At 76.0% G+C, this 21,080-nt stretch carries 17 protein-coding genes and 1 riboswitch; of the genes, 9 read left to right on the top strand and 8 right to left on the bottom strand.

The window, feature by feature from the left end; genetic code table 11:
• The first annotated feature begins 117 nt into the window (after window positions 1-117).
• Window positions 118-1,245 (top strand): acyltransferase, encoded by a 1,128-nt coding sequence (locus IEY75_RS08940; protein ID WP_189113772.1) that lies wholly within the window; start codon window positions 118-120, stop codon window positions 1,243-1,245.
• Between the two features lie 9 nt (window positions 1,246-1,254).
• Here the strand turns inward: IEY75_RS08940 and IEY75_RS08935 are convergent, their stop codons facing one another.
• The gene (locus IEY75_RS08935) at window positions 1,255-2,724 is read right to left on the bottom strand and encodes an SMP-30/gluconolactonase/LRE family protein (RefSeq protein WP_229789468.1); all 1,470 of its coding nucleotides are present in this window, start codon (window positions 2,722-2,724) and stop codon (window positions 1,255-1,257) included.
• Window positions 2,725-3,173: 449 nt separating this feature from the next.
• Window positions 3,174-6,245 carry a S8 family serine peptidase gene (locus IEY75_RS08930; RefSeq protein ID WP_189113771.1) on the bottom strand — a complete coding sequence of 1,024 codons (3,072 nt, stop codon included), beginning with the start codon at window positions 6,243-6,245 and terminating at the stop codon, window positions 3,174-3,176.
• A gap of 285 nt (window positions 6,246-6,530) precedes the next feature.
• Window positions 6,531-6,609: riboswitch (cobalamin riboswitch) on the top strand.
• 87 nt (window positions 6,610-6,696) lie between these two features.
• Here IEY75_RS08930 and IEY75_RS08925 point away from each other — a divergent pair.
• Genes IEY75_RS08925 through IEY75_RS08915 form a run of 3 tightly spaced genes read left to right on the top strand, consistent with a single transcriptional unit; the run spans window position 6,697 to window position 10,705 of the window.
• Window positions 6,697-8,742: a VWA domain-containing protein gene (locus IEY75_RS08925; RefSeq protein ID WP_189113770.1), complete on the top strand. Its 2,046-nt coding sequence runs from the start codon at window positions 6,697-6,699 to the stop codon at window positions 8,740-8,742.
• Complete coding sequence (gene cobO, locus IEY75_RS08920) at window positions 8,742-9,344, top strand: cob(I)yrinic acid a,c-diamide adenosyltransferase (RefSeq protein ID WP_189113769.1); 603 nt, start codon at window positions 8,742-8,744, stop codon at window positions 9,342-9,344. Before IEY75_RS08925 ends, cobO begins: the two co-directional genes overlap by 1 nt.
• Window positions 9,338-10,705 (top strand): cobyrinic acid a,c-diamide synthase CobB, encoded by a 1,368-nt coding sequence (locus IEY75_RS08915; protein WP_189113768.1) that lies wholly within the window; start codon window positions 9,338-9,340, stop codon window positions 10,703-10,705. The genes cobO and IEY75_RS08915 overlap by 7 nt, the downstream gene beginning before the upstream one ends.
• A gap of 74 nt (window positions 10,706-10,779) precedes the next feature.
• Here IEY75_RS08915 and IEY75_RS08910 read toward each other — a convergent pair whose 3' ends face one another.
• Both IEY75_RS08910 and IEY75_RS08905 read right to left on the bottom strand, forming a co-directional pair.
• Complete coding sequence (locus IEY75_RS08910; protein WP_189113767.1) at window positions 10,780-11,157, bottom strand: response regulator; 378 nt, start codon at window positions 11,155-11,157, stop codon at window positions 10,780-10,782.
• A 91-nt stretch (window positions 11,158-11,248) separates the two neighbouring features.
• A complete protein-coding gene (locus IEY75_RS08905) occupies window positions 11,249-11,989 on the bottom strand; it encodes a LamG domain-containing protein (protein WP_189113766.1) in 741 nt (246 codons plus the stop codon).
• Window positions 11,990-12,159: 170 nt separating this feature from the next.
• On the opposite strand from IEY75_RS08905, the gene secA2 reads away from it, so the two are divergent.
• The gene (gene secA2, locus IEY75_RS08900; RefSeq protein WP_189113765.1) at window positions 12,160-14,448 is read left to right on the top strand and encodes an accessory Sec system translocase SecA2; all 2,289 of its coding nucleotides are present in this window, start codon (window positions 12,160-12,162) and stop codon (window positions 14,446-14,448) included.
• Window positions 14,449-14,667: 219 nt separating this feature from the next.
• Complete coding sequence (locus IEY75_RS08895; protein ID WP_189113764.1) at window positions 14,668-14,937, top strand: hypothetical protein; 270 nt, start codon at window positions 14,668-14,670, stop codon at window positions 14,935-14,937.
• Between the two features lie 92 nt (window positions 14,938-15,029).
• Here the strand turns inward: IEY75_RS08895 and IEY75_RS08890 are convergent, their stop codons facing one another.
• Window positions 15,030-16,313, bottom strand: a complete 1,284-nt coding sequence (locus tag IEY75_RS08890; protein ID WP_189113763.1) for a citrate synthase — start codon at window positions 16,311-16,313, stop codon at window positions 15,030-15,032.
• 422 nt (window positions 16,314-16,735) lie between these two features.
• Here IEY75_RS08890 and IEY75_RS08885 point away from each other — a divergent pair, with 422 nt between their 5' ends.
• From IEY75_RS08885 to IEY75_RS08875, 3 genes are all read left to right on the top strand, one after another.
• Window positions 16,736-17,212, top strand: coding sequence for a protealysin inhibitor emfourin (locus tag IEY75_RS08885; protein WP_189113762.1), 477 nt, complete (start codon window positions 16,736-16,738; stop codon window positions 17,210-17,212).
• Between the two features lie 154 nt (window positions 17,213-17,366).
• Complete coding sequence (locus IEY75_RS08880) at window positions 17,367-17,879, top strand: CAP domain-containing protein (protein ID WP_189113761.1); 513 nt, start codon at window positions 17,367-17,369, stop codon at window positions 17,877-17,879.
• Window positions 17,880-18,031: 152 nt separating this feature from the next.
• Window positions 18,032-18,844 carry a mechanosensitive ion channel family protein gene (locus IEY75_RS08875; protein WP_189113760.1) on the top strand — a complete coding sequence of 271 codons (813 nt, stop codon included), beginning with the start codon at window positions 18,032-18,034 and terminating at the stop codon, window positions 18,842-18,844.
• 129 nt (window positions 18,845-18,973) lie between these two features.
• On the opposite strand, the gene IEY75_RS08870 is transcribed toward IEY75_RS08875, so the two are convergent.
• The 3 genes from IEY75_RS08870 to IEY75_RS08860 all read right to left on the bottom strand — a co-directional run bounded on the left by IEY75_RS08870 (window position 18,974) and on the right by IEY75_RS08860 (window position 21,061).
• Window positions 18,974-19,333 carry a DUF6401 family natural product biosynthesis protein gene (locus IEY75_RS08870; RefSeq protein ID WP_229789467.1) on the bottom strand — a complete coding sequence of 120 codons (360 nt, stop codon included), beginning with the start codon at window positions 19,331-19,333 and terminating at the stop codon, window positions 18,974-18,976.
• On the bottom strand, window positions 19,330-19,554 hold the full coding sequence (locus IEY75_RS08865) for a DUF6410 domain-containing protein (RefSeq protein ID WP_189113759.1): 225 nt from the start codon (window positions 19,552-19,554) through the stop codon (window positions 19,330-19,332). The genes IEY75_RS08870 and IEY75_RS08865 overlap by 4 nt, the downstream gene beginning before the upstream one ends.
• A 121-nt stretch (window positions 19,555-19,675) precedes the next feature.
• Complete coding sequence (locus tag IEY75_RS08860) at window positions 19,676-21,061, bottom strand: hypothetical protein (RefSeq protein WP_189113758.1); 1,386 nt, start codon at window positions 21,059-21,061, stop codon at window positions 19,676-19,678.
• Window positions 21,062-21,080 lie beyond the last annotated feature (19 nt).

The raw sequence follows: 21,080 nt of genomic DNA, 5'->3' as shown, positions 1-21,080 counted from the left end.
CGCCGCACCGCGTGCACTCTAGCGAGGTGCCCGGCGCGTCCCCGCGGGCGAGCCGGGTACCGGTCCGACGGATGGACGCACCGCGACTAATAGTGTAAATAGGGCGTTATAGACGTTATGTCCGTATCTGTGGAGTCGCGCAGCGGCGACACCGCCGTCCGCATCCCCCACCCCGCGGGCGCGCGGCCCGCCCCGCCGCCGCGCCGGTACGGCCTGGACCTGCTGCGGGTCGTGGCGATCTGCGGCGTCGTGGCGATCCACGTGGTCGGGATGATCCTCAACGAGGACGACCTGCGGGGGACGGCCACCTGGTGGGCGGCGGCGGCCGTCGACATCGGCTTCGTCTGGGCCGTCCCGGTCTTCGTGATGATCAGCGGCGCCCTGCTGCTGGACCCGCGCGGCCACGCCGGCGGGCCGGCCCGCTTCTACCGCCGCCGGTTCCTGCGCATCCTGCCCGCCCTCGTGGTGTGGCACGCGGTGTACCTGGTCGGCGTGCGGATGCTGTGGCGCGGCGAGCGGCTAGACCTCGACCGGATCGTGCGACTGGTGCTCGACGCCAAGGTGTTCACCGCCCTGTACTTCCTCTGGCTGATCGCCGGGCTGTACCTGGTCGCCCCGGTCCTCGCCGCCTTCCTGCGCGAGGGCGGCCAGCGCCGCGCCGCGCGGACCGCCGCCGTCGCCCTGGTCTGGACGCTCGGCGCCACCGTCGTCGTCGGCGCCCACCAGGTGCTGGGCACCCCCCGCCCGCAGCACCTCGGCGCGTGGACGATGTGGTGGCCGTACGTCGGCTACTTCCTCGCCGGCTGGGCGCTGCGCCGCGCGCACCTGGGCCGCCGCGCGCTGCTCGCCGTCGCCGCCGGCACCGCCCTGCTGCTGGCGGCGCTGGTCTGGCAGTGGGGAGTGCGGCCGGCGTACCCGACCCTGCAGGTGCTCCTGCCGGTCAACTACCTCGGGCCGACGGTCGCCGTGGCGGCGCTGGGCGTGTTCCTGCTCGGCGTCAACCTCGGCGACCGGTGGCGACCCGGGCCGACCGCCGGCCGGCGGCTGGTCCGGGTCGCCGACGCGACCTTCGGGGTCTTCCTCGTCCACCTGCTGGTGTACGAGGCCGTCAAGGCCGCGGTGCCGGCGGCGGGCGCCGGCCGCTCGCTGCCGGTGATGCTCGGCGCGTACGCCCTGGTCCTCGCCGCGTCCTTCGCCGTCTCGCTCAGCGCCGCCCGCGTCCCGTACCTGCGCACCGTCTTCTGAGGCCGGCGGCTACCAGCCGGTCGGCGCCAACCGCAGCACGCCGGTGACGGTGCCCTGGTACAGCACCCGGTCCGGGGTGACGGTCGCCCCCAGCCGCAGCGGGTTGACCAGGCTGAAGCCCACCGGCGTGCGGGTGCCGACGGCGCCGGTGTCCGCGTCGACCGGAGCCAGCGCGTACGGCCCCAGGTCGTTGGCCAGCGGCCCGAGCTGCTCCATCACGTACAGCACGCGGTCCGGCATGGACAGCCGCGGCAGCGACGAGGTGCGCACGCGGTCGGTCCACACGGTGCGGCAGCCGGTGCCGCCGGCCTCGACGTCCACCCGGGTGAGCCCTCCGACGAACGGCGCGGTCGCCGGCACGCTCGGGGTCCCGTCGTCGGTGCCCGGCGGGTAGGTGTAGCCGTAGGCGTTGGTGACGAACACGCTGCGCCCCGAGGCCACCGGTGCGTCGTCGGTGCCGCTGGCGGCGTGCGCGGCGAACAGCGGCAGCGTGCACACCTCGGCGCCGTCGGCCGCCCGGCGCACCGTCAGGCGCATGTGCGGGTGGGCGTTGTCGGTGATCGTCACGTACTCCGTGCCCTCGCGCGGGCCGAAGTAGACCGGGGTGGTACCGCTGCCCCAGCTCAGCACGCCGGGCTTGCGGTGCGGACCCCGGTCGTAGGCGTGCCGCCAGCGCACCCGCGGCGGGCCCGGGGCGTCGGCGTCGAAGGCGTACAGCGCGTGGTCGGTGACCACGGCTACCTGCCCCGGGACCGTCGAGATGCTGTTGGCGACGCGCTCACCGGGCAGCCGGCGGGTGGCCACGGCGCCCGCGCGGTCCACCACGCCGACGACGCCGCCGGTGGTGGCGAACCAGATCCGCCCGTCGTGGGAGGGCAGCACCGCGACCACCCCGTCGCCGGGCGGCACGGCCGCCCCGATCGGGGTCCGGTCGGTGACCCGGAACCGCCACCGCCCGCCGCCGTCGCGTTCGTGGGCGATCCGCAGCAGGTGTCGGGTGCCGTCGACCAGGACGACCCGGTCGTCCCGGTCGAGGTAGGCGTAGACGCCGCCGAGCAGGTCCCCGGCGGCCAGTTCGTGGGTGGCCAGGCTGCGGCCGGTGCGCGGGTCGAGCAGGTGCAGCGCGGGCACCCGGGTGAGCATGTCGGTGCACAGGGCGATCGGCAGGGCGTCGCGGCCGTGCAGCAGGGTCGGGCAGGCGGCGCCGAGCACCGACCGCCCGACCCGGGCCACGCCGGTGCCGGGCCCGGGCGTGGGGAACGCCTTGGCCGACGCGCTGTCGCCGTGGATCGACGCCCCGCCGTTGGCGGCGGTGGCGGGGTTCGGTGGCGCCGAGGGTCCGAAGGGCGGCGCGGCGACCGGCCGGTCGGCCGCGGGCGGCGGTACCGCCGCCGCGGTCGGGCTCGCGGTCGCCAGCAGGGCGAGGACGGCTCCGGCGGCCAGGAGCGCGCGTCGACCGGGGCGCGGGGGTGGGGGCATGTGCGTTGTTCCTCTCCGACCACGCGACCACAGTGGAGGGCCGCGGCGCGGCTGCGCGGCCCCCATCCTGGCCTACGGCCCCGGCGCACCTGACAAGGCGGCCGGGCCGCGCCCGGGGAAGCGACGGGGCGGCGCGTGCGACGCGTAGAGGCAGCGGCGCGCAAGCGCGCCGGCCCGCGGACCGGCGGCCGAGGTGGGCGCGCTCTCCGACTCTCCGGTCGCCCGGCGTCGGACACCACGCCCACCGGCGGGGAAGGCGCGGATCCGCACCTGGCCGGTCGACCGCGAGAGCCCCGCCGCTGATCGGATGCGTCCGCCGTGTGGGTGCGGGGACGATCCGGCACACCCCCGTCTGACGAGGCCCTGCCGTCGGTCGTCTCCCTAGACTGCCCCTCGCGCGACTCCCGCGCTGTCAGGTATCCGACAGATCAACTGGCAACCTTTTTTGATCAGGTGACGGTGAGCTGCCGGGACGGGCTGGCGCCACCGGCGTGGTCGCCGTCGCCGGGGCAGTACGCGCGCAGGGTGTGCACGCCGCGCACCGCCGCGCGGACGGCGAAGTGGTAGCGGCTGTCGGCGTCCAGCGTCGCCGTCGCCACGTCGTGCCAGGTGCCGCCGGACCGCTCCTGGAGCCGTACCGGCCCGCCCGCGTGGTCCGGGGCCACGGCGCCGGTGAACGCGACCGTCGCGCCGCGGGCGGCCGCGGCCCGCGCCAGCGCGCCGGTCACCGCCACCCGGACCGCCACCGGGCGGTACCCGGTCGCCGGGGCCACCAGCGCGGCGCCGGCCGCGCCGAGGTAGCGCAGGCGGTAGGTGCCGCTGGCGGCGGGCCGCAGCCGGTACACCACCGCGCCGGTCGCGTCGGTGGTCAGGTTGCTGACGTGCGCGGCGACCCCGACCCCGGCGGGGACGAACTCCAGCTTGACGGCGGCGCCGGACAGGGCCAGCGTGCCGGCGTGCCGCACGGTGCCGGTGAGGGTGACGGCGGCGCCGTAGGTGACCGGCGTCGCCGACGCCCGCAGCGCCACGGCCGCGGCGCTCACCCGGCCGACCACCGGCGCGGAGTACAGGCCGGTCTCGTCCACGGTGAACACCGCGAAGGTGTGCGTCGGCCCCGCCAGGTCCTGGACGGTGGCGTGCACGTCGCTGGGCTGGGCCGCGTCGTCGCTGTCGTACACCGCCGCGCCGAGACTCGGCCGCCCGGGGACCGCGGCGCCCGCGACGTACCGGACCACCACCTTGTCGAGGGTGCCGATCGCGGGGTTCGTCCAGTCCAGGTCGATGTCCTGGGCGCCGTTGTCCGGCGTCGCGGTGACGGCGAGCCCGGTGACGGGGGCGACGCCGACCCGGAACGCGCTGCGCGCCCGGCCGGTGTACACGGTGCCCTGGGCGTCCCGGACCGACCCGACCTCCACCCGGTAGGGCCCGGTCGCGGTCAGCGCGGTCACCGGGTCCAGGGTCGCCGTCCTGGTGGCCGACCGGTAGGTGACGGTCGCCGGGACGAAGGCGCCGGTCCGGCCGTCGCGCAGCCTGACGGTCGCGGCGGTCACCGACGACGCCTTCATCGCCCGGTGGAAGACCACCCGCGGGGCGGCGGCGGCCGACTGCGCCACGGCGTAGGGCGCCGGGCTGATGTCGCGGATCCAGGCGGCCGTGCCGCGGGCGCGCCGCGGCGCCGCGGCGGGGGTACCCGCCGACAGGGTGTAGCTGCGGCTGTCCCGGGCGCCGTGGTAGCTGTGCACCGCCAGGTACAGGGCCGTCGTGCCGGCGGGGGTGGTCAGCGTGCTGGTCTCGGTGGCCGTGGCGTCGAACGGGTCGTCGGCGACGTCGAGCAGGCGCAGGTCCTGGTCGTAGACGAGCAGGACCGGGTCCATGTTGGCGGCCTTCGTCGTCACGTACGACGGCGGCGTGACCCGGACGCTGACCCGCCGGCCGGGGGAGGCCGGGCGGCGGTACCAGTCGACGTCGCCCTCGATGCCGATGGTGCCGGCGGTGCTGGACCCGGTGAAGGCGGTGGCGCGGGCCGGGAACCCGTTGGCGTCGTCGGTCATGTCCGGCTGGGGCACCTCGGCCACGCCGGGACCCGGCGGCAGCGCCGGGGCGCCGACGGCCGCCGCGGCGTCCACGAGGCCGTGGCCGTAGAACGGGTCGGTGCCGCGCGGCCCGGCGTCGCGGGCCGTGCCGACGATCCGGCTGAACGTCGCCGCGTCGTCCAGCCCGTCGGCGGAGCGGGCCAGCGCGGCGACGCCGGCCACCAGCGGCGCGGAGAAGGAGGTGCCGCTCCACGCCTCGTACTTGTCCCCGGGGAACGTCGAGGCGACGTCGAACCCGGGCGCGGCGATGTCGACCCAGTCGCCCCGGGTGGAGAACTCGGTCAGCCGGGCCGCGCTGTCGGTCGCGGCGACGGCTAGGACGCTGCTGAACGCCGCCGGGTACTCCGGGGACTCCGCGCCGGAGTTGCCGGCCGCGGCCACCACGACGGCGCCCTTGGACCGGGCGTAGGTCATCGCCGGGCCGAGCGCGCCGGGCTCGCTCCCGCCCAGCGACAGGTTGATCACGGTGGCGCCGTGGTCGGCCGCCCAGCGCACGCCCTCGATGACGTCGTCGTCGGTGGCGGTCAGCTCGCCGGGGGCGGCGGCGTCCGGCCCGAACACCTTGATCGGCATGATCTTCGCGGCGCTGGTGACGCCGGCCACGCCGGTCGCGTTGTTCGTGGCGGCGCCGATGATGCCGGCGACCATGGTCCCGTGGCCGGCGCCCTCGTACTTGGCGGTGTTCGCGTCGCCGGTGCTGCCCTGGCAGCCGCCGGCCGTGCCGACGGTGTTGCAGCCGGCGACCAGGCGCCCGGCCAGGTCGGGGTGGGTGCCGTCGACGCCGGTGTCGACGACCGCGACGATCTGGTCGGCGGCGTCGCGCTCGACGTCCCACGCGGCGGGCAGGCGCAGCACGCCGAGGTTGCCGGCCTGCTCGGCGGCGTACCGGGTGTCGTCGGGCACGAAGGTCAGGCGGCGCCGGTGGTTGACGGCCACCTCGGCGACGGCGGGGTCGCGGCGCAGCCGCGCGGCGGCGGCCGTGGCGTCGCCGGTGACCGCCACGCGGGTGAGGCCGGAGGCGCCGACGCCGGTGGCGCCGGAGGCGCCGAGGCGGCCGACGGCGGCCCGCCGGGCGGCGGGGGCCAGGTCGGACCGGAACCGGACGAGCACCGAGTCCGCGGCCGCCACCCGCGCCGCGCCGCGCCGGGCGCCGCGCGGCCCAGCCGCGCCCGCCCCGCTCGGCGCCGCGCCGCCCGCCGGCCCCGGGCCGGCCGTGGCGTCGAGGTCGGCCGTGGCGTCGAAGTCGGTCGTGGTGTCGAAGTCGGTCGCGGCGGCGTCGCCGCCGGCAGCGCCGGGGCCGGTCGCGGCGGGAGAGGAGGAGGCCCGGTCGGCGGCGGGCGTCGGCGCGGACCCGCCCGCGGGCGCGACCGCGCCGGTCGCCGCGACCAGCGCGGCGAGCAGGACGGTACGGCGGCAGATATTCGACACTGGCTCTCTCCCGGGTGTGGGGCTGCCGGAGAGCCTCCCTCGCCCCTGGCATCGGCGGTTCCACCGCACCAGCGCGTACTCCTGCGCAGGAGAGCCAAATCTAGCGAAAGAGACGATGTTTAACCGCCCAAATCCCCGTACTTCGCCGCGATTCCGCGGACAGCCTCCCCGCGGTGCGGCCCGGGTCCGCCCGCGCCCGCCGGAGGCCGCGGCGGGGCGCCGCCGCCGCGGCCGAGGTTTGACGGGGTACCGGGGGTGGGGGAGCATGGCGCCCGAGCGCGCGTGGAGGAACCCGGTGCGAGTCCGGGGCGGTCCCGCCACTGTGACCCGCCCGGCCGCGTGCCCGGCGGGGAGTCAGGAACTCCGTCGCGCGGACCCGAACCCCACCGACGCGCGGGCGTGGACACCCGCGGAAGGGACTGACGCGCATGGCTCCGCGCCTGAGTTGCCCGTGACCCCGCCCTACCCGTTCTCCGCCGTCGTCGGCCTGGCCGACCTGCGGCTGGCCCTGCTGCTGACGGCGGTGTCGCCGGCCGTCGGCGGCGTGCTGGTCCGCGGTGAGAAGGGCACGGCCAAGTCGACCATCGTCCGGGCGGTCGCCGCGCTGCTGCCCGACGTCGACGTCGTACCCGGCTGCCGCTTCGCCTGCCACCCCGCCACCCCCGACGCCGCCTGCCCGGACGGCCCGCACGACCCCGCCGCCCCGGCCCAGCGCCGCCCGGCGGCGCTGGTCGAGCTGCCGGTCGGCGCCACCGAGGACCGGGTCACCGGCACCCTCGACCTCCAGCGCGTCCTCAGCGACGGCGTGAAGGCGTACGAGCCCGGCCTGCTGGCCGCGGCGCACCGGGGCGTGCTGTACGTCGACGAGGTGAACCTGCTCCCGGACCACCTCGTCGACCTGCTGCTGGACGCCGCCGCCATGGGCCGCGCCCACGTCGAGCGCGACGGCGTCTCGGTCAAGCACGCCGCCCGCTTCCTGCTCGTGGGCACGATGAACCCCGAGGAGGGCGAGCCCCGCCCGCAGCTCGTCGACCGGTTCGGGCTCGTCGTCTCGGTCGCCGCCCCGGGCCGGGCGCCCGAGCGCGCCGAGGTGGTACGGCGCCGGCTGGCCTACGAGGCGGACCCCACCGCGTTCGCCGCGCGCTGGTCGCCGGAGGACGCCGCGCTCGCCGGCCGGATCGCGGCGGCCCGGGAGCGGCTGGGCGCCGTCCGGCTGCCCGACCGGGAGCTGGACCGGATCGCCGCCATCTGCCTGGACTACGGCGTGGACGGCTTGCGCGCCGACATCGTGGTGGCCCGCTGCGCCGTCGCCCTGGCCGCCTGGCACGGGCACCCGGAGGTCCGGGTTGACGACGTGCGCGACGCCGCCCGCCTCGCCCTGCCGCACCGCCGCCGCCGCGACCCGCTGGACCCGCCCGGCACCGACCAGGCGCGGCTGGACGAAGTACTCGACCGGCACGCGCCGCAGCCCCCCGGCCCCGACGGCGACGCGCCGGACCCCGACGATCCCGGCGGCGGCCCCGCCGGCCCCGGCGGCGGCCCGGACGGCGGCGGCCCCCGCGGTGGGCCGGACGGCGGCGGCTCCGGCGGCCCGGCCGGCGACCCCCCGTACGACGCGGGCGGCCGGGAGCAGCACCCCCGGCCCGGCGCTGCGGCCCCGCACGCCGACGGCGGCCCGCCGCCGGCCGCCGCGGGGACGCCCCCCGTGGCGGGCACCGACCGCGCCCGGGCCGACGCCGCGCCGCCGGTCGCGGCCGGCGCGGCGTTCCGGCCGCGGGAGCTGCGGGCGGCCCGGCGCGGCCAGGCCGGCCACACCGGTCGGCGCTCGCCGGCCTACGCCCACCGCGGCCGGGTGGTCGGCGCCCGCCGGCCCACCGGCCGGATCACCCGGGTGCACCTGCCGGCGAGCCTGCGCGCCGCGGCGCTGCGCGGCGGCGCGCCCGTCACCGGCGCCGACCTCCGCGAGGCGGTCCACGTCGGCCGGGAGTCCAACCTGGTCCTGTTCGTGGTCGACGCCTCCGGCTCGATGGCCGCGCGGCGGCGGATGACGGTGGTGAAGACCGCCGTCCTGTCGCTGCTGCGCGACGCCTACCAGCGCCGCGACCGGATCGGCATGATCACGTTCCGCGGTACCGCCGCCGAGGAGGTGCTGCCGCCGACGACCAGCCACGAGGTCGGCGTCCTGCGGCTGGCCGCCCTGCGCACCGGCGGCCGGACCCCGCTCGCCGCCGGCCTGTCCGCGGCCGTCCGGACGCTGGAGCTGGAGCGCCGCCGCGACCCGCGCCGCCGCCCGCTGCTGGTCGTCGTCACCGACGGCCGCAGCACCAGCGGCCCGGACCCCGCCACCGTCACGCCCGCGCTGGCCGGCGTGAGCACCGTCGTCGTCGACTGCGAGTCCGGCCCGGTCCGGCTCGGCACGGCGCGCCGCCTCGCCGCGGCCCTCTCCGCCGACTGCGTACCGCTGGACGCACTGGGCGCCGTGCGGGGGGCCGCCTGATGCCGCAGGGCAGGCCGGAGCACGTACCCGACGACGGCCTCACCACCCGCCAGCGCCGCCGGCAGCCGGTGCTGGCGGTCCACACCGGTGCCGGCAAGGGCAAGTCGACCGCCGCGTTCGGCATGGCGCTGCGCGCCTGGTCGCAGGGCTGGCCGGTGGCCGTGTTCCAGTTCGTCAAGAGCCCGCGCTGGCGGGTCGGCGAGGAGAGCGCGCTGCGCGCGCTGGGCGCCGGCCCCGACGGCGGCCCGGTGACCTGGCACAAGATGGGCGAGGGCTGGTCCTGGATCCAGCGGCCCGGCGCCGAGCGCGACCACGCCGTGGAGGCCGCCGAGGGCTGGGCGCAGATCAAGCGGGACCTCGCCGCGCAGTCGTACCGCTTCTACGTGCTGGACGAGTTCACCTACCCGATGAAGTGGGGCTGGGTGGACGTCGCCGACGTCGTGGCGACCCTGGCCGCCCGGCCGGGCAGCCAGCACGTCGTCGTCACCGGCCGCGACGCCCACCCCGACCTGCTCGCGGCCGCGGACCTGGTCACCGAGATGACGAAGGTCAAGCACCCGATGGACGCCGGCCGCAAGGGACAGGCCGGCATCGAGTGGTGACCGTGCCCCGGCTGGTGCTCGCGGCCCCCGGCTCCGGGCACGGCAAGACGACGGTGGCCACCGGCCTGCTCGCGGCCTTCGCGGCGCGCGGGACCAGGGTGGCCCCGTTCAAGGTCGGCCCCGACTACATCGACCCCGGGTACCACGCGCTCGCCGCGGGCCGCCCCGGCCGCAACCTCGACCCGGTCCTGGTCGGCGAGGACCGCATCGCCCCGCTGTTCGCCCACGGCGCGGCCGGTGCCGAACTCGCGGTCGTGGAGGGCGTGATGGGCCTGTACGACGGGCGGGTCGGGGCCGGCGACCTCGGCTCGACCGCGCAGGTGGCGGCGCTGCTGGAGGCGCCGGTGGTGCTGGTCGTGGACGTCTCGGCGCAGGGCCGCTCGGTCGCGGCGCTGATCCACGGGTTCCGCGCCTACGGGCGGGTCCGCTTCGGCGGCGTCATCCTCAACCGGGTCGGCTCCGACCGGCACGAGCGGCTGCTGCGGGACGCGTGCGCGGAGGTGGGCGCGCCGGTGCTGGGAGCGCTGCGCCGGCACCCGGACGTGGCCGCCCCGTCCCGGCACCTCGGCCTGGTGCCGGCCGTCGAGCGGCGCGGCGAGGCGCTGGCCTCGGTGGCCGCGCTGGCGGCCCTGGTCACCGCGGGCGTGGACCTGGACGCCGTCGCGGCGCTCGCCGCCACGGCGCCGCCGCTGGCGGCCGCCCCCTGGACCCCCGGCGGGGCGGTCACCGCCGCCCGCCCGGTCGTCGCGGTCGCCGGGGGTCCGGCGTTCTCCTTCGGGTACGCCGAGACGACCGAGCTGCTGGCCGCGGCGGGGGCCCGCGTGGCGACCCTGGACCCGCTGCGCGACGAGCGGCTGCCCGCGGGCACCGCCGCGCTCGTCGTCGGCGGCGGGTTCCCGGAGGTGTACGCGGCCCAGCTCTCGGCCAACGCGCCGCTGCGGGCCGCGGTGGCCGACCTGGCGGCGGCCGGCGCGCCGGTGGTCGCCGAGTGCGCCGGCCTGCTCTGGCTGTGCCGCACGCTGGACGGCGCGCCGATGTGCGGGGTGCTGCCCGCGGACGCGGCGATGACCCCGACCCTGGTGCTCGGGTACCGCGACGCCGTCGCCGTCACCGACAGCCCGCTCGCGCCGGCCGGCACCCGGGTGACCGGGCACGAGTTCCACCGGACCGCGGTGGGCCCGCCCGCGGGCGCCGCCCCGGCGTGGGCCTGGCGCGACGGCGAGGGGAGGGCCCGGCGCGAGGGTTTCGTCCTCGGCCGCGTCCACGCCTCGTACCTGCACCTGCACTGGGCGGGCCGCCCGGAGCTGGCCGCGGCCCTGGTCCGCGCCGCGGCCCGGGCCACCCCCCACGCCCCCGCGTAGCACCGCCGCCCCCGGGCAGACCGGCGGCGCGGCGGGACCCGCGGCGCCCCCGGCAGGGGCGAGGGCGGCGGAGGTCAGGGAGTCGGGGCGGAGGGGTCCATGAGGGCGCGCAGGCAGCGGAGCAGATCGGTGCCGGTGAACGGCTTGCGCAGCACCGTGTTCGTGGGCAGGGCGTCGTGCGGGTCGGCGCCGCGCGGGAGCGCGCCGCTGACCACCATGATCAGTACCCCGTCCAGCAGCCCCTCGGCGGCGGCCCGCCGGCACATCTGGGTACCGGTGAGCACCGGCATGTCCAGGTCGGTCACCAGGACGTCCGGCCGGCGGCGGCGGAGCTCGGCCAGGCCGGCGCCGCCGTCGCCGACGGCCACCACCTCGTGTCCGGCCCGCTCCAGGACCCGGACGATCACCGGTCTCAGGTCGTCGTCGTCCTCGGCGACGGTGATGAGCGCCATGGCGTGTGTACTCCGCATCGGTCGGGCCAGGTCGGGGGCGGACGGGCGGCGGGTCCGGCGCCCCCGCGGGCCGGACCCGCCGGAGGCGGCGTCAGCCGCCGATGGTGACGAAGACGTCGTCGACCCCGCCGCCGAAGCGGTCGGTCCGGTCGGCGAGGTTGCGGGCACCCAGCCGCAGCGGAAGCGTGTTGGTCACGGTCACCGTAGCGGGGACCGCCGTCGAGCCGCGGGCCACGCCGTCGACGTACACGTACAGCGTCGTGCCGGTCCGCAGGCAGGCGACCTGGTGCCAGGCGCCGTCGGTGACCGGCGCCGAGGAGCGGGCGAGGAACACCTCCCCGGCCGCCTGGCCGGCGACCACGCAGTTGGGCTTGCCCCGGGCGCCGATCTGGAGCTTGTACTGGCTGCCGCCCGGGTTCACGCCCTTCTGCAGGATGTTGGCGCCCGTGCCGACGGCGCCCGCGGTCCCGATGAGCCGGGCGCCGAAGAACAGGCGCCGGGTGCCCGGGTTGAGGCTCTCGTGGTGCGGGGTCTCCAGCATCGCCCGGGCGCACGTGGCCGCCCGGGGCACGCAGCGGGCGGGGAACAGCAGGGCGAGCTTCGGTGCCCGTTCGAAGAACCGGACGGCACCGCCGTCGGCGGCGCGGATCCGCATGGTGCGGCCGTGGTTCGACACGTCGGCCACGGTGCCGGTGGCGCCGGGGACGGCGGTGTCGAACGAGTAGAAGGCGGCGATGGTCTGCGTCGCTTCGCGCGGCGCGGGTGCCGCGGACGCCGGTGGGCCGGCGGCGACCGTGAGACCGGCGGCGAGCAGTGCAGAAGCGATTCTCATCCCCTGATAGTACGTTTTTACGGATTCAAGCAATTTGGGTGCTGTGTATCTTTTTGGGATTCTTTTGTGCGGGTGACACCCGGCCTCTGTCCGACCTCTGCGCGGAACTCGGCGCGCCAGTGCGATCCAGGGGCGCGCGGCGCGACCGGCGTCGCGTACCGTTGCCGCTCATGGGTGTGTCGCAACTGATCCGAAGCAGAGTCCGGCGGATGCTCCAGCGCCCCGGCACCACGGTGGAGCTCACGCCGATGCGCGAGCACCTGGCCGCGATCGAGGCCCTTGAGGCCGAGCTGGAGAACCTGGACGACGAGGCGCTGACCGCGCGCGCCAGCGTCGCGGCGAGCCTCGTCGAGATCTGCGCGCTCGGCCGCGAGGCCGCCCGCCGCGCGATCGACGAGCGGCCGTACGACGTGCAGCTCCTCGGCGCCATGGCGCTGCTCGGCGGCCGCGTCGCCGAGATGGCCACCGGCGAGGGCAAGACGCTGACCGCCGCCATCGCGGCGTTCGGCCACGTGCGCAAGGGCAACGGCCCGGTCCACCTGCTGACCGTCAACGACTACCTCGCCCGCCGCGACGCGCAGTGGATGAAGCCGATCTACGAGCTGCTCGGGATGACCGTCGGCTGGGTCACCGAGGCGAGCACCCCCGAGGAGCGGCGGGCCGCCTACGACGCCGACGTCACCTACGTCTCCGTCTCCGAGGCCGGCTTCGACTTCCTGCGCGACCAGCTCGTCACCGACCTCGCCGACCGGGTCCAGCCGGAGCGCCGCACGGCCATCGTCGACGAGGCCGACTCGATCCTCATCGACGAGGCCCGCGTCCCGCTGATCCTCGCCGGTGCCGTCACCCACGACCAGGACCCGGTCCACTCGGCCGCCGAGCTGGTCCGCGGCCTGCGCCGCGGCCTGCACTTCACGGTCGCCGACGACGGCCGCAGCGTCGCCTTCACCAGCAAGGGCCTGGCGGAGCTGGAGCAGCAGCTCGGCGGTGCGGACCTCTACGACGAGGAGCACGTCGCCGAACTCACCGCGCTCAACCTGGCGCTGCACGCCCGCGCCCTGCTCAAGCGCGACGTCGACTACCTCGTCCGCGACGGCAAGGTCGAGCTGATCGACGAGTTCCGGGGCCGGGTCGCCCAGCGCCGCCGCTGGCCCGACGGGCTCCAGGCCGCCGTGGAGGCCAAGGAGGGCCTGGAGGCCACCGCCGAGGGCGAGGTGCTCGGCACGATCACCGTCCAGGCGTTCGTCGCGCTGTACGCCCACCTGTGCGGCATGACCGCCACCGCGGTCCTCGTCGGCGACCAGCTCCGCGAGTTCTTCAAGCTGGAGGTGGCGGTCGTCGAGCCGAACACCCCCAACATCCGCGAGGACCAGCCCGACCGCCTGTACGCCACCCGGGCGGAGAAGGACGAGTACCTGGTCGCCGAGATCACCGCCCAGCACGCCACCGGGCGCCCCGTGCTCGTCGGCACGCTCGACGTGAAGGAGTCCGAGCGGCTCGCCAAGTCGCTCGCCGACGCGGGCATCGAGTGCGTGGTGCTCAACGCCAAGAACGACGCCGAGGAAGCGGCGATCATCGCCGAGGCCGGCGCGTACAACGCGGTCACCGTCTCCACCCAGATGGCCGGCCGGGGCGTGGACATCCGCCTCGGCGGCAGCGACGCCGCCGAGGCGGACCGGGTCGCCGAACTGGGCGGGCTGTTCGTCATCGGCAGCGGCCGCAACGACAGCCGCCGCATCGACGACCAGCTCCGCGGCCGCGCCGGCCGCCAGGGCGACCCGGGCGGCTCTGTGTTCTTCGTCAGCCTGGAGGACGAGCTGATCGTCAAGCACGCGGCCGACGTCATCCCGCCCTCGCCGGAGATGCAGTCCGACGGCCTGGTCACCGACGAGCGGGCCATCTACGCCGTCGAGCACGCCCAGCGGGTCGCCGAGGGCGTCAACTTCGAGATCCACCGCAACACCTGGCGGTACAGCGTCGTCGTCGAGCAGCAGCGGCAGGCGCTGGCCGAGCGCCGGGAGCGCCTGCTGAACAGCGAGATCGCGGCGGTCATGCTGACCGAGAAGTTCCCGGAGAAGACGGCCGAGATCGACCCCGAGGTGCTGTCCACGGCGGCCCGGGCGATCGCCCTGTTCCACCTGGACCGGCTCTGGACGGCCCACCTGGCCGAGCTGACCGAGATCCGCGAGGGCGTGCACCTGCGCGCGCTGGGCCGGCTGGACCCCCTGGACGAGTTCCACCGCTCGGCGGTACCGGCCTTCACCAAGCTCGTGCCGGAGGTGGAGGAGCGGACGACGGCGACGTTCGCCGACACCGACTTCAGCGACGGCTGGCAGCCGGACAAGGCGGAGCTGGTGCGCCCGAGCGCGACGTGGACCTACCTGGTGCACGACAACCCGTTCGGCTCGGAGCTGGACCGGCTGATCTCGGCGGTCGCCCGCCGCATCGCCGGCCGCTGACCCGGCCGCCCGCCGCCGCCCCGCCGGGGCGCGGGCGGGGAAGCACACGGCGTGACCCGGCCCGGCCACCGCGACCCGGTGGCCGGGCCGGGTCACGCCGTCACCAGTGGCGGCCTGCTCCGGGCCGCGTTCAGCGGCCGCTGTCGGCCATTCGGGCAGTTGGAGCCCCAGGCGCGGCCAGGGGTTTACCGGAGACGTGAGTTTTCTTACAGTTGGGGAATGACTGACCAAACGGCACGGATCGCCGCGGTCGCCCGCCCCGAGAGCGGCGCGGGCGGCGCCCTGGAGCGCCATCTCAGCGTCCGCATCGAGCGCGTGGTGGGTCTGCTGGCCCCGACCCACGCGGGCCGCCCGCCCGAGGAGATCGCCGCCGACATGCAGGCCAAGCTGCGCGGCCTGGGCGTGACGATCTCCGTCCGGCAGTTGGAGGCCTACGCCCGCGCCATCGCCAACCTCCCGCCCGCGCGCCCGGCCCACCCGGCCGCCTGACCCGCCGCGGACGCGCCACGGAGGGCGCCGGGGCGGGTGGAAACACCGACGGCGCGACCCCGCCGGGGCCGCGCCGTCGTCGTGCTGGTGGGTCAGCGCTTTTCGAGCGGGAGGAAATCCCGCTCCGGGGCACCCGTGTAGATCTGCCGCGGACGGCCGATCTTGGTGGCCGGGTCGCTGATCATCTCGCGCCACTGGGCGATCCAGCCCGGCAGCCGGCCCAGCGCGAACAGCACCGTGAACATCTTCGGCGGGAAGCCCATGGCCTTGTAGATCAGGCCGGTGTAGAAGTCGACGTTCGGGTACAGCTTGCGCGAGACGAAGAAGTCGTCGCCGAGGGCGACCTCCTCCAGCCGCATCGCGATGTCCAGCAGCGGGTCGTTGCCGGTGGTCCGCCCCAGGACCTCCTGCGCCGCCTGCTTGATGATGGTGGCGCGCGGGTCGTAGTTCTTGTAGACCCGGTGGCCGAAGCCCATCAGGCGGATGCCCGACTCCTTGTTCTTGACCCGGGTGACGAAGGCGTCGACGTCGTCGCCGCTGTCGTGGATCTGCTGGAGCATCTCCAGCACCGACTGGTTGGCGCCGCCGTGCAGCGGCCCGAACAGCGCGTTCACCCCGGCGGAGACCGAGGCGAACATGTTGGCCTGCGACGAGCCGACCAGCCGCACCGTCGACGTCGAGCAGTTCTGCTCGTGGTCGGCGTGCAGGATCAGCAGCATGTCCAGCGCCTTGGCGAAGACCGGGTCGATCTCGTACTCGGCCGCCGGCACCCCGAACGTCATCCTCAGGAAGTTCTCGACGTAACCGAGCCGGTTGTCCGGGTACAGCAGGGGCTGGCCGATGGACTGCTTGTGCGCGTACGCGGCGATCGTCGGCACCTTGGCCAGCAGCCGGACCGTCGACATCTCCACCTGCGCGGGGTCGAACGGGTCGAGGCTGTCCTGGTAGAAGGTCGACAGCGCGCTCACCGCCGAGGACAGCACCGCCATCGGGTGCGCGTCGCGGGGGAAGCCGTCGAAGAACCGGCGCATCTCCTCGTGCAGGAGGGTGTGGATGCGGATCCGGTTGGTGAACTCGTCGAGCTGGGCCTGGGTCGGCAGCTCGCCGTACACCAGCAGGTAGGAGACCTCCATGAAGCTGGCCTCACCGGCGAGCTGGTCGATCGGGTACCCGCGGTAGCGCAGGATGCCCGCATCGCCGTCGATGTAGGTGATCGCCGACGTACACGAGGCCGTGTTCACGAAGCCCTGGTCCAGGGTGACGTGCCCGGTCGCCGAGAGGAGCTTGCCGATCTCCAGACCGGGCGGACCCTCGACCGCGTCTCGGACCTCAAGCGGCAGCTTTCCGCCCGGGTGCTCAAGCGTGTAACTCGTCATTACGCTCCCCGCCGTCCGTTCCTGTCGTCTGGCCGTTCCTGGTCTGCCCGCCTGCTCACCGTAACCACCGCCGGCCGTACTCCGGGGCGGAGACGCCCGCATGGACCGCCCCGGCTCGGCGGTCGGCGCGCGGTGTGTCGGTCGCGGCGTGCGTACGTTACACCGCCGGGTTTCCGCCGGACAGACCAATGCTGCCCGCATGGGGTGCTGATGTGACGGTCGCCACGATTGACGGGGTCGGGGCCTGTGTGACGCTCCCGCAGCCGTGTTGCCGGGAGTGGCGCGGGCGGCTCCGCCGGCAGAATTGCGTGGCCCCCGGACGAACCGCGGAGCATCGCCGTGCGTCGATTCACCTGGGTGGCTATGTTGAGGCCACGGATCGGCCTGGGCACAGTCCGGGCGGACGAGCGGAAGGCGGGACGATGCGCGTGCGGTTCGCGACGGTGGTGGCGGTGATCTCGGTGGTGCTCCTGGGCGGGTGCACCCCGAAGGGCGGGCCGGCGGCCACGCCGTCGCCGAGCGCGCCGCCGACGACGACTCCCGCTCCCACGCCCACCGGCGCCGAGCTGGTCGACTACCGGCGCACGGGCGGGCTGGCGGGGGTGGAGGACAGGCTGACGGTCGGCGAGGACGGCCGCTACGCGCTGGCGGTCCGCGGCGCCCGCCCGCGCACGGGGGAGTTGCAGCCGGAGGAACTGGCCGAGCTGCGGCGGGTGCTGACCGCCGCCCGGATCGCGTCGGTGCGCCAGCCCGGCGCCACCGGCGGGGTGAGCGACGGCTTCCACTACGAGCTGCGCGCGGCCGGGCGGACGCTGCGGGTCACCGACGGCAGCATCCCGGAGGCGCTGGAGCCGGCGCTGTCGACCATGACGGCGCTGCTGGCCCAGTACAGCCAGTAGTCACGGAACGTGACGACCCTCAGTAACTTGTCTGCTACTGAGGGTCACCTTGCGCGCACTCGTTCCCCTTCGCCGGGGACCGATGGGAATGGCGCCACCGCCGCTGCGGGTCGAAGCCCGTGGCGGACCGCCATTCGCAAAGGGGAACCACCGAGTGTCTATCCTCCGCCGTCTCGCGCCCCTCCTCGTCGCCGCCGCCGGTGTCGGATTCCTCGCCGTTCCCGCCACGCCCGCCGCCCCCGCCGCCGCCACCACCTCCGTGGCCGCCGCCCGGGCCGCCCGCGCCGCCACCTACTCGGCGGAGGCCATGCGCTACACCAACGCCTACCGGGTCCGCAGCGGCTGCCGCGCCGTCCGCCCGCTGGCCAGCCTGAACATCGCCGCCCGCCGCCACTCCGCCGACATGGCCGCGTACCGCTACTTCAACCACGTCAGCCCCCGCACCGGCACGTTCGTCCAGCGCGCCCGCCGGGCCGGCTACCAGTACGCCATGAGCGAGAACATCGCCTTCGGCTACGGCAACGGCCGCAGCGTGTTCGTCGGCTGGGCCAACAGCGCCGGCCACCGCGCCAACATGCTCAACTGCGCCGCCCGCTCGGTCGGCGTCGGCATGGCGTACGCCAGCAACGGCACCCCCTACTGGACCCAGGTCTTCGGCCGGAGCTGACGCGACCCGCCCCCGGAACCGACGCGCGCGACCGCCCCCCGGCGGCCGCGCGCGTCGGCGTTCGCGTCGGCGAACCCCGGCGCCACCGTCATGTGTGAACGCCTCACCCGCGGGAATACGCCCCACAGAAGCGGAAGCTACGGGAGGCGCACATGGGTGACATCAGCGCGGCACTGACCGATATGTGGCGGTCGGTGGCGAACTTCGCCCCGAAGGCCGTCGCGTTCCTCGTGATCCTGGCCGTCGGGTGGATCGTGGCCCGCGTGGTCCGGCGGGTGATCGGCGCCGTCCTGGAGCGGGTCGGCTTCGACCGCCTCATGCGGCGCGGCGCCGTCGGGCAGGCGATGCAGCGCGGCCGGTACGACGCCAGCGGGATCCTCGCCCGGCTCGCGTACTACACCCTGCTGCTGGTGACGCTCCAGATCGCGTTCGGGGTCTTCGGCGCGAACCCGGTCAGCACCCTGATCAACGACGTCGTGGCGTGGCTGCCCAACGCCTTCGTCGCCATCGTCATCGTCCTGGTGGCCGGCGCGATCGCCAGCGCGGCCAAGGACCTGGTCACCGGTTCGCTCGGCGGGCTGTCCTCGGGCCGGATCCTCGGCAACGTCGCTCAGGTGTTCATCCTGGGGATGGGTGTCATCGCCGCCCTCAACCAGGTGGGCATCGCCGTCACCGTGACGAACTCCGTCATGATCGCCGCGCTGGCCACGGTCGCCGGGATCGCCGTCGTCGGCATCGGCGGCGGCCTGATCAAGCCGATGGCGCAGCGGTGGGAGGGCTGGCTCCAGCGGGCCGAGTCCGAGTCGCAGACCATGATGGCGCGCAGCCAGGGGTACCAGGCGGGTCAGGCGGACCTGGACCGCCAGCTCGCCGACCGGACCGGCGCCGCGGCCGCGCCGACGGCGACCGCCACGGCGCCGACGGCCACCGCCACCGGCGCGGACTCCGGCGCGGCCCGCCACTGACGGCGCCCGCCGCTGACGGCGCGCGCCACCGAAACGGGCGGCGCGGCACGCAGGCCGCCGCACCACACGAACGAGGCGTCCGGGACCAGTCGGTCCCGGACGCCTCGTGAACGTGGAAGCAGGTGCGATTCAGGCGCGGGCCGACAGCGGGGCGGCCAGCGCGCACACCGCCAGCAGGCGGGTCGCCACCCAGTCGGCGGCCGACCAGTCGACGGGCTCGGCGGGCATCCGCCAGCCGCGCGTCCCCGCCGCCTCGCACAGGCCTGCGGCGTACCCGGCCAGGGCGCCCGCGGTCAGCGCGGCGGTGTCCCCGCCCAGGCTGTCCCGGACGGCGGCCGCGTGCTGGTCCAGCGCGGCCCGCAGGCCGGGCAGCACCTCCGCCACGGCCAGGCCCGCGTCGCCGAGGTCGCGGCCGAGCGCCGCGAGGGTGGCCCGGACCTCGCGGACGGTCGTCCGGTCGCCCAGGACGCGGCGCAGGGCGGCCGTCACCGCCAGCTCTCCTCGGCGGCCGGCTCCTGCGCGGCGCGGCGGCCGGCGCTGTCGTCGGCGATCAGCACGACGGCCACGACAGCGGCCACGCAGATGTTCAGCAGCCAGGAGGCGTCCGGCAGGAGCCGGGCCACCACCGGTGCGTTGAGGGCGAGCAGGGCGAAGCCGACCCACGCCCAGCGGCGCTGGCGGGTGCTGAGGAAACGCTCGTCGAAGGGCATGTCCGACAGTGTGCCCGGGCACGGTGGTGCGGGGCGCCAGCCAAACAGGTGCGGATCGGTAGCATGATCCGCCGCCGGCCGGGCGCCGCGACCCCGGCGGACGCCGCCGCCGGGCACGGCCTCAGGACGAGGGCGCCGGCTCCGGCGTACCGGCGGTCGCGGCGGGGCTCGCGGACGCGGGGTCGGTCGGGGCGGGGCCGGTCGGGGTGCCGCCGCCCGCGGCGGGCGTGGCCGACGCCGTCGGGGCCGACGCGGTGGGGGCCGGCGCCGCCGGGACGGCCGCCAGGTCGGCGGCGTGCCAGGTGTAGGACTTGCCGGGCTCGCCGATCGACCACCACAGCATCGTGCCCTGGGCCTCGACGACTGCCGCCCCCCTGGCGATTTCGACCACCTGGCCGGTGGCCAGGTCGTACAGGCGCAGCGTGATGGTCCCGGTCATCGGGTCCTCGGGCAGGCTGAACGGCTCGAACCGCCCCGCCACGGCCACGTCGTTCATCACCGAGCCGACGGGGCCGGCCATCCGCGTGCGGCCGCTGCCGTCGGGGTGCATGACGTCGATGCGGCTCAGGCCGTTCGGTCCGCTGACCCCGATCCGGCACCACGTCGCGCTGCACTTGACCGACTCGGTGGGCGTCGTCGGGACGGTCACCTCCCTGCGGGTCTTCAGGTGGTACACCTTGGCCGCCACCGACAGGGCCGACTCGGCGCTCGTCAGGTACGGCCACGTCGACAGCGAGAGCAGGGTGGGCACGCTCTGCCGGGTGACCGGGCCGCCGCCGACGGGCACCGAGCGCAGCTCCGCGGGGATGTACTTGATGTTGCCGCCGGTGAGCCAGTGGACCTTGCCCTCGGCGACCACGAGGTCGAACGCGCTCTTGCGGAAGGTCGCGTTGCCCGTGTCGGTGGTGACGACGCTGGCCTTGCCGGTCGGCACGTCCACCCGCCAGATCGTGGTGGCGAACTCGCCCTTGACGCTGTGCGACTCCGCGTAGACAACCGTGCGCGGATCGGCGACGGTGAAGCCGTTGAAGATCGGGTCGTCGGCGGACGGGCTGCGGTTGACCTCGGTGGTGGTGCCGTCGACCCCGCGCAGGACGACGCGCAGGTGGGCGCCGTCGGGGGTGCGGGCCATGCCGACGGCCAGGTCCGGGGTGACGAACAGGCGCGGGGTGAACGTCGTGTTGTCGGCCAGGTTCCCCGCGTGGGCGGCTGAGACGCGGACGGCGGGCCAGGCCTGGGCGATCGGGACGGAGCCGTCGCCGGGCGCGGGCGGCGCGGCCGGGGGAGCGGCGGGCTGGGCGAGCAGGACGACGGCCGCGACGACCGCGGCGGCGACCCCGCCCGCGCCCAGCAGGGTCCGCGGCGGCACGGCGCGGACCCTGCGCAGGAGCGGGCCGCCCCGCCCGGTGTCGGCCGGCGCCGCGTCGCCGCCGCCCGGCCGGGCGGACGCCGCCGTGCGCTGCTGGGGGATCTTGCCGGTGGTCCCGGGGGGTCGCTGCTGTGCCACGACGGCACTCTAATTGACC

Origin of the sequence: Pilimelia terevasa (genome assembly GCF_014647915.1) — a bacterium.
Classification (GTDB): domain Bacteria; phylum Actinomycetota; class Actinomycetes; order Mycobacteriales; family Micromonosporaceae; genus Pilimelia; species Pilimelia terevasa.
This window is presented reverse-complemented; position numbering and strand designations above follow the sequence as displayed.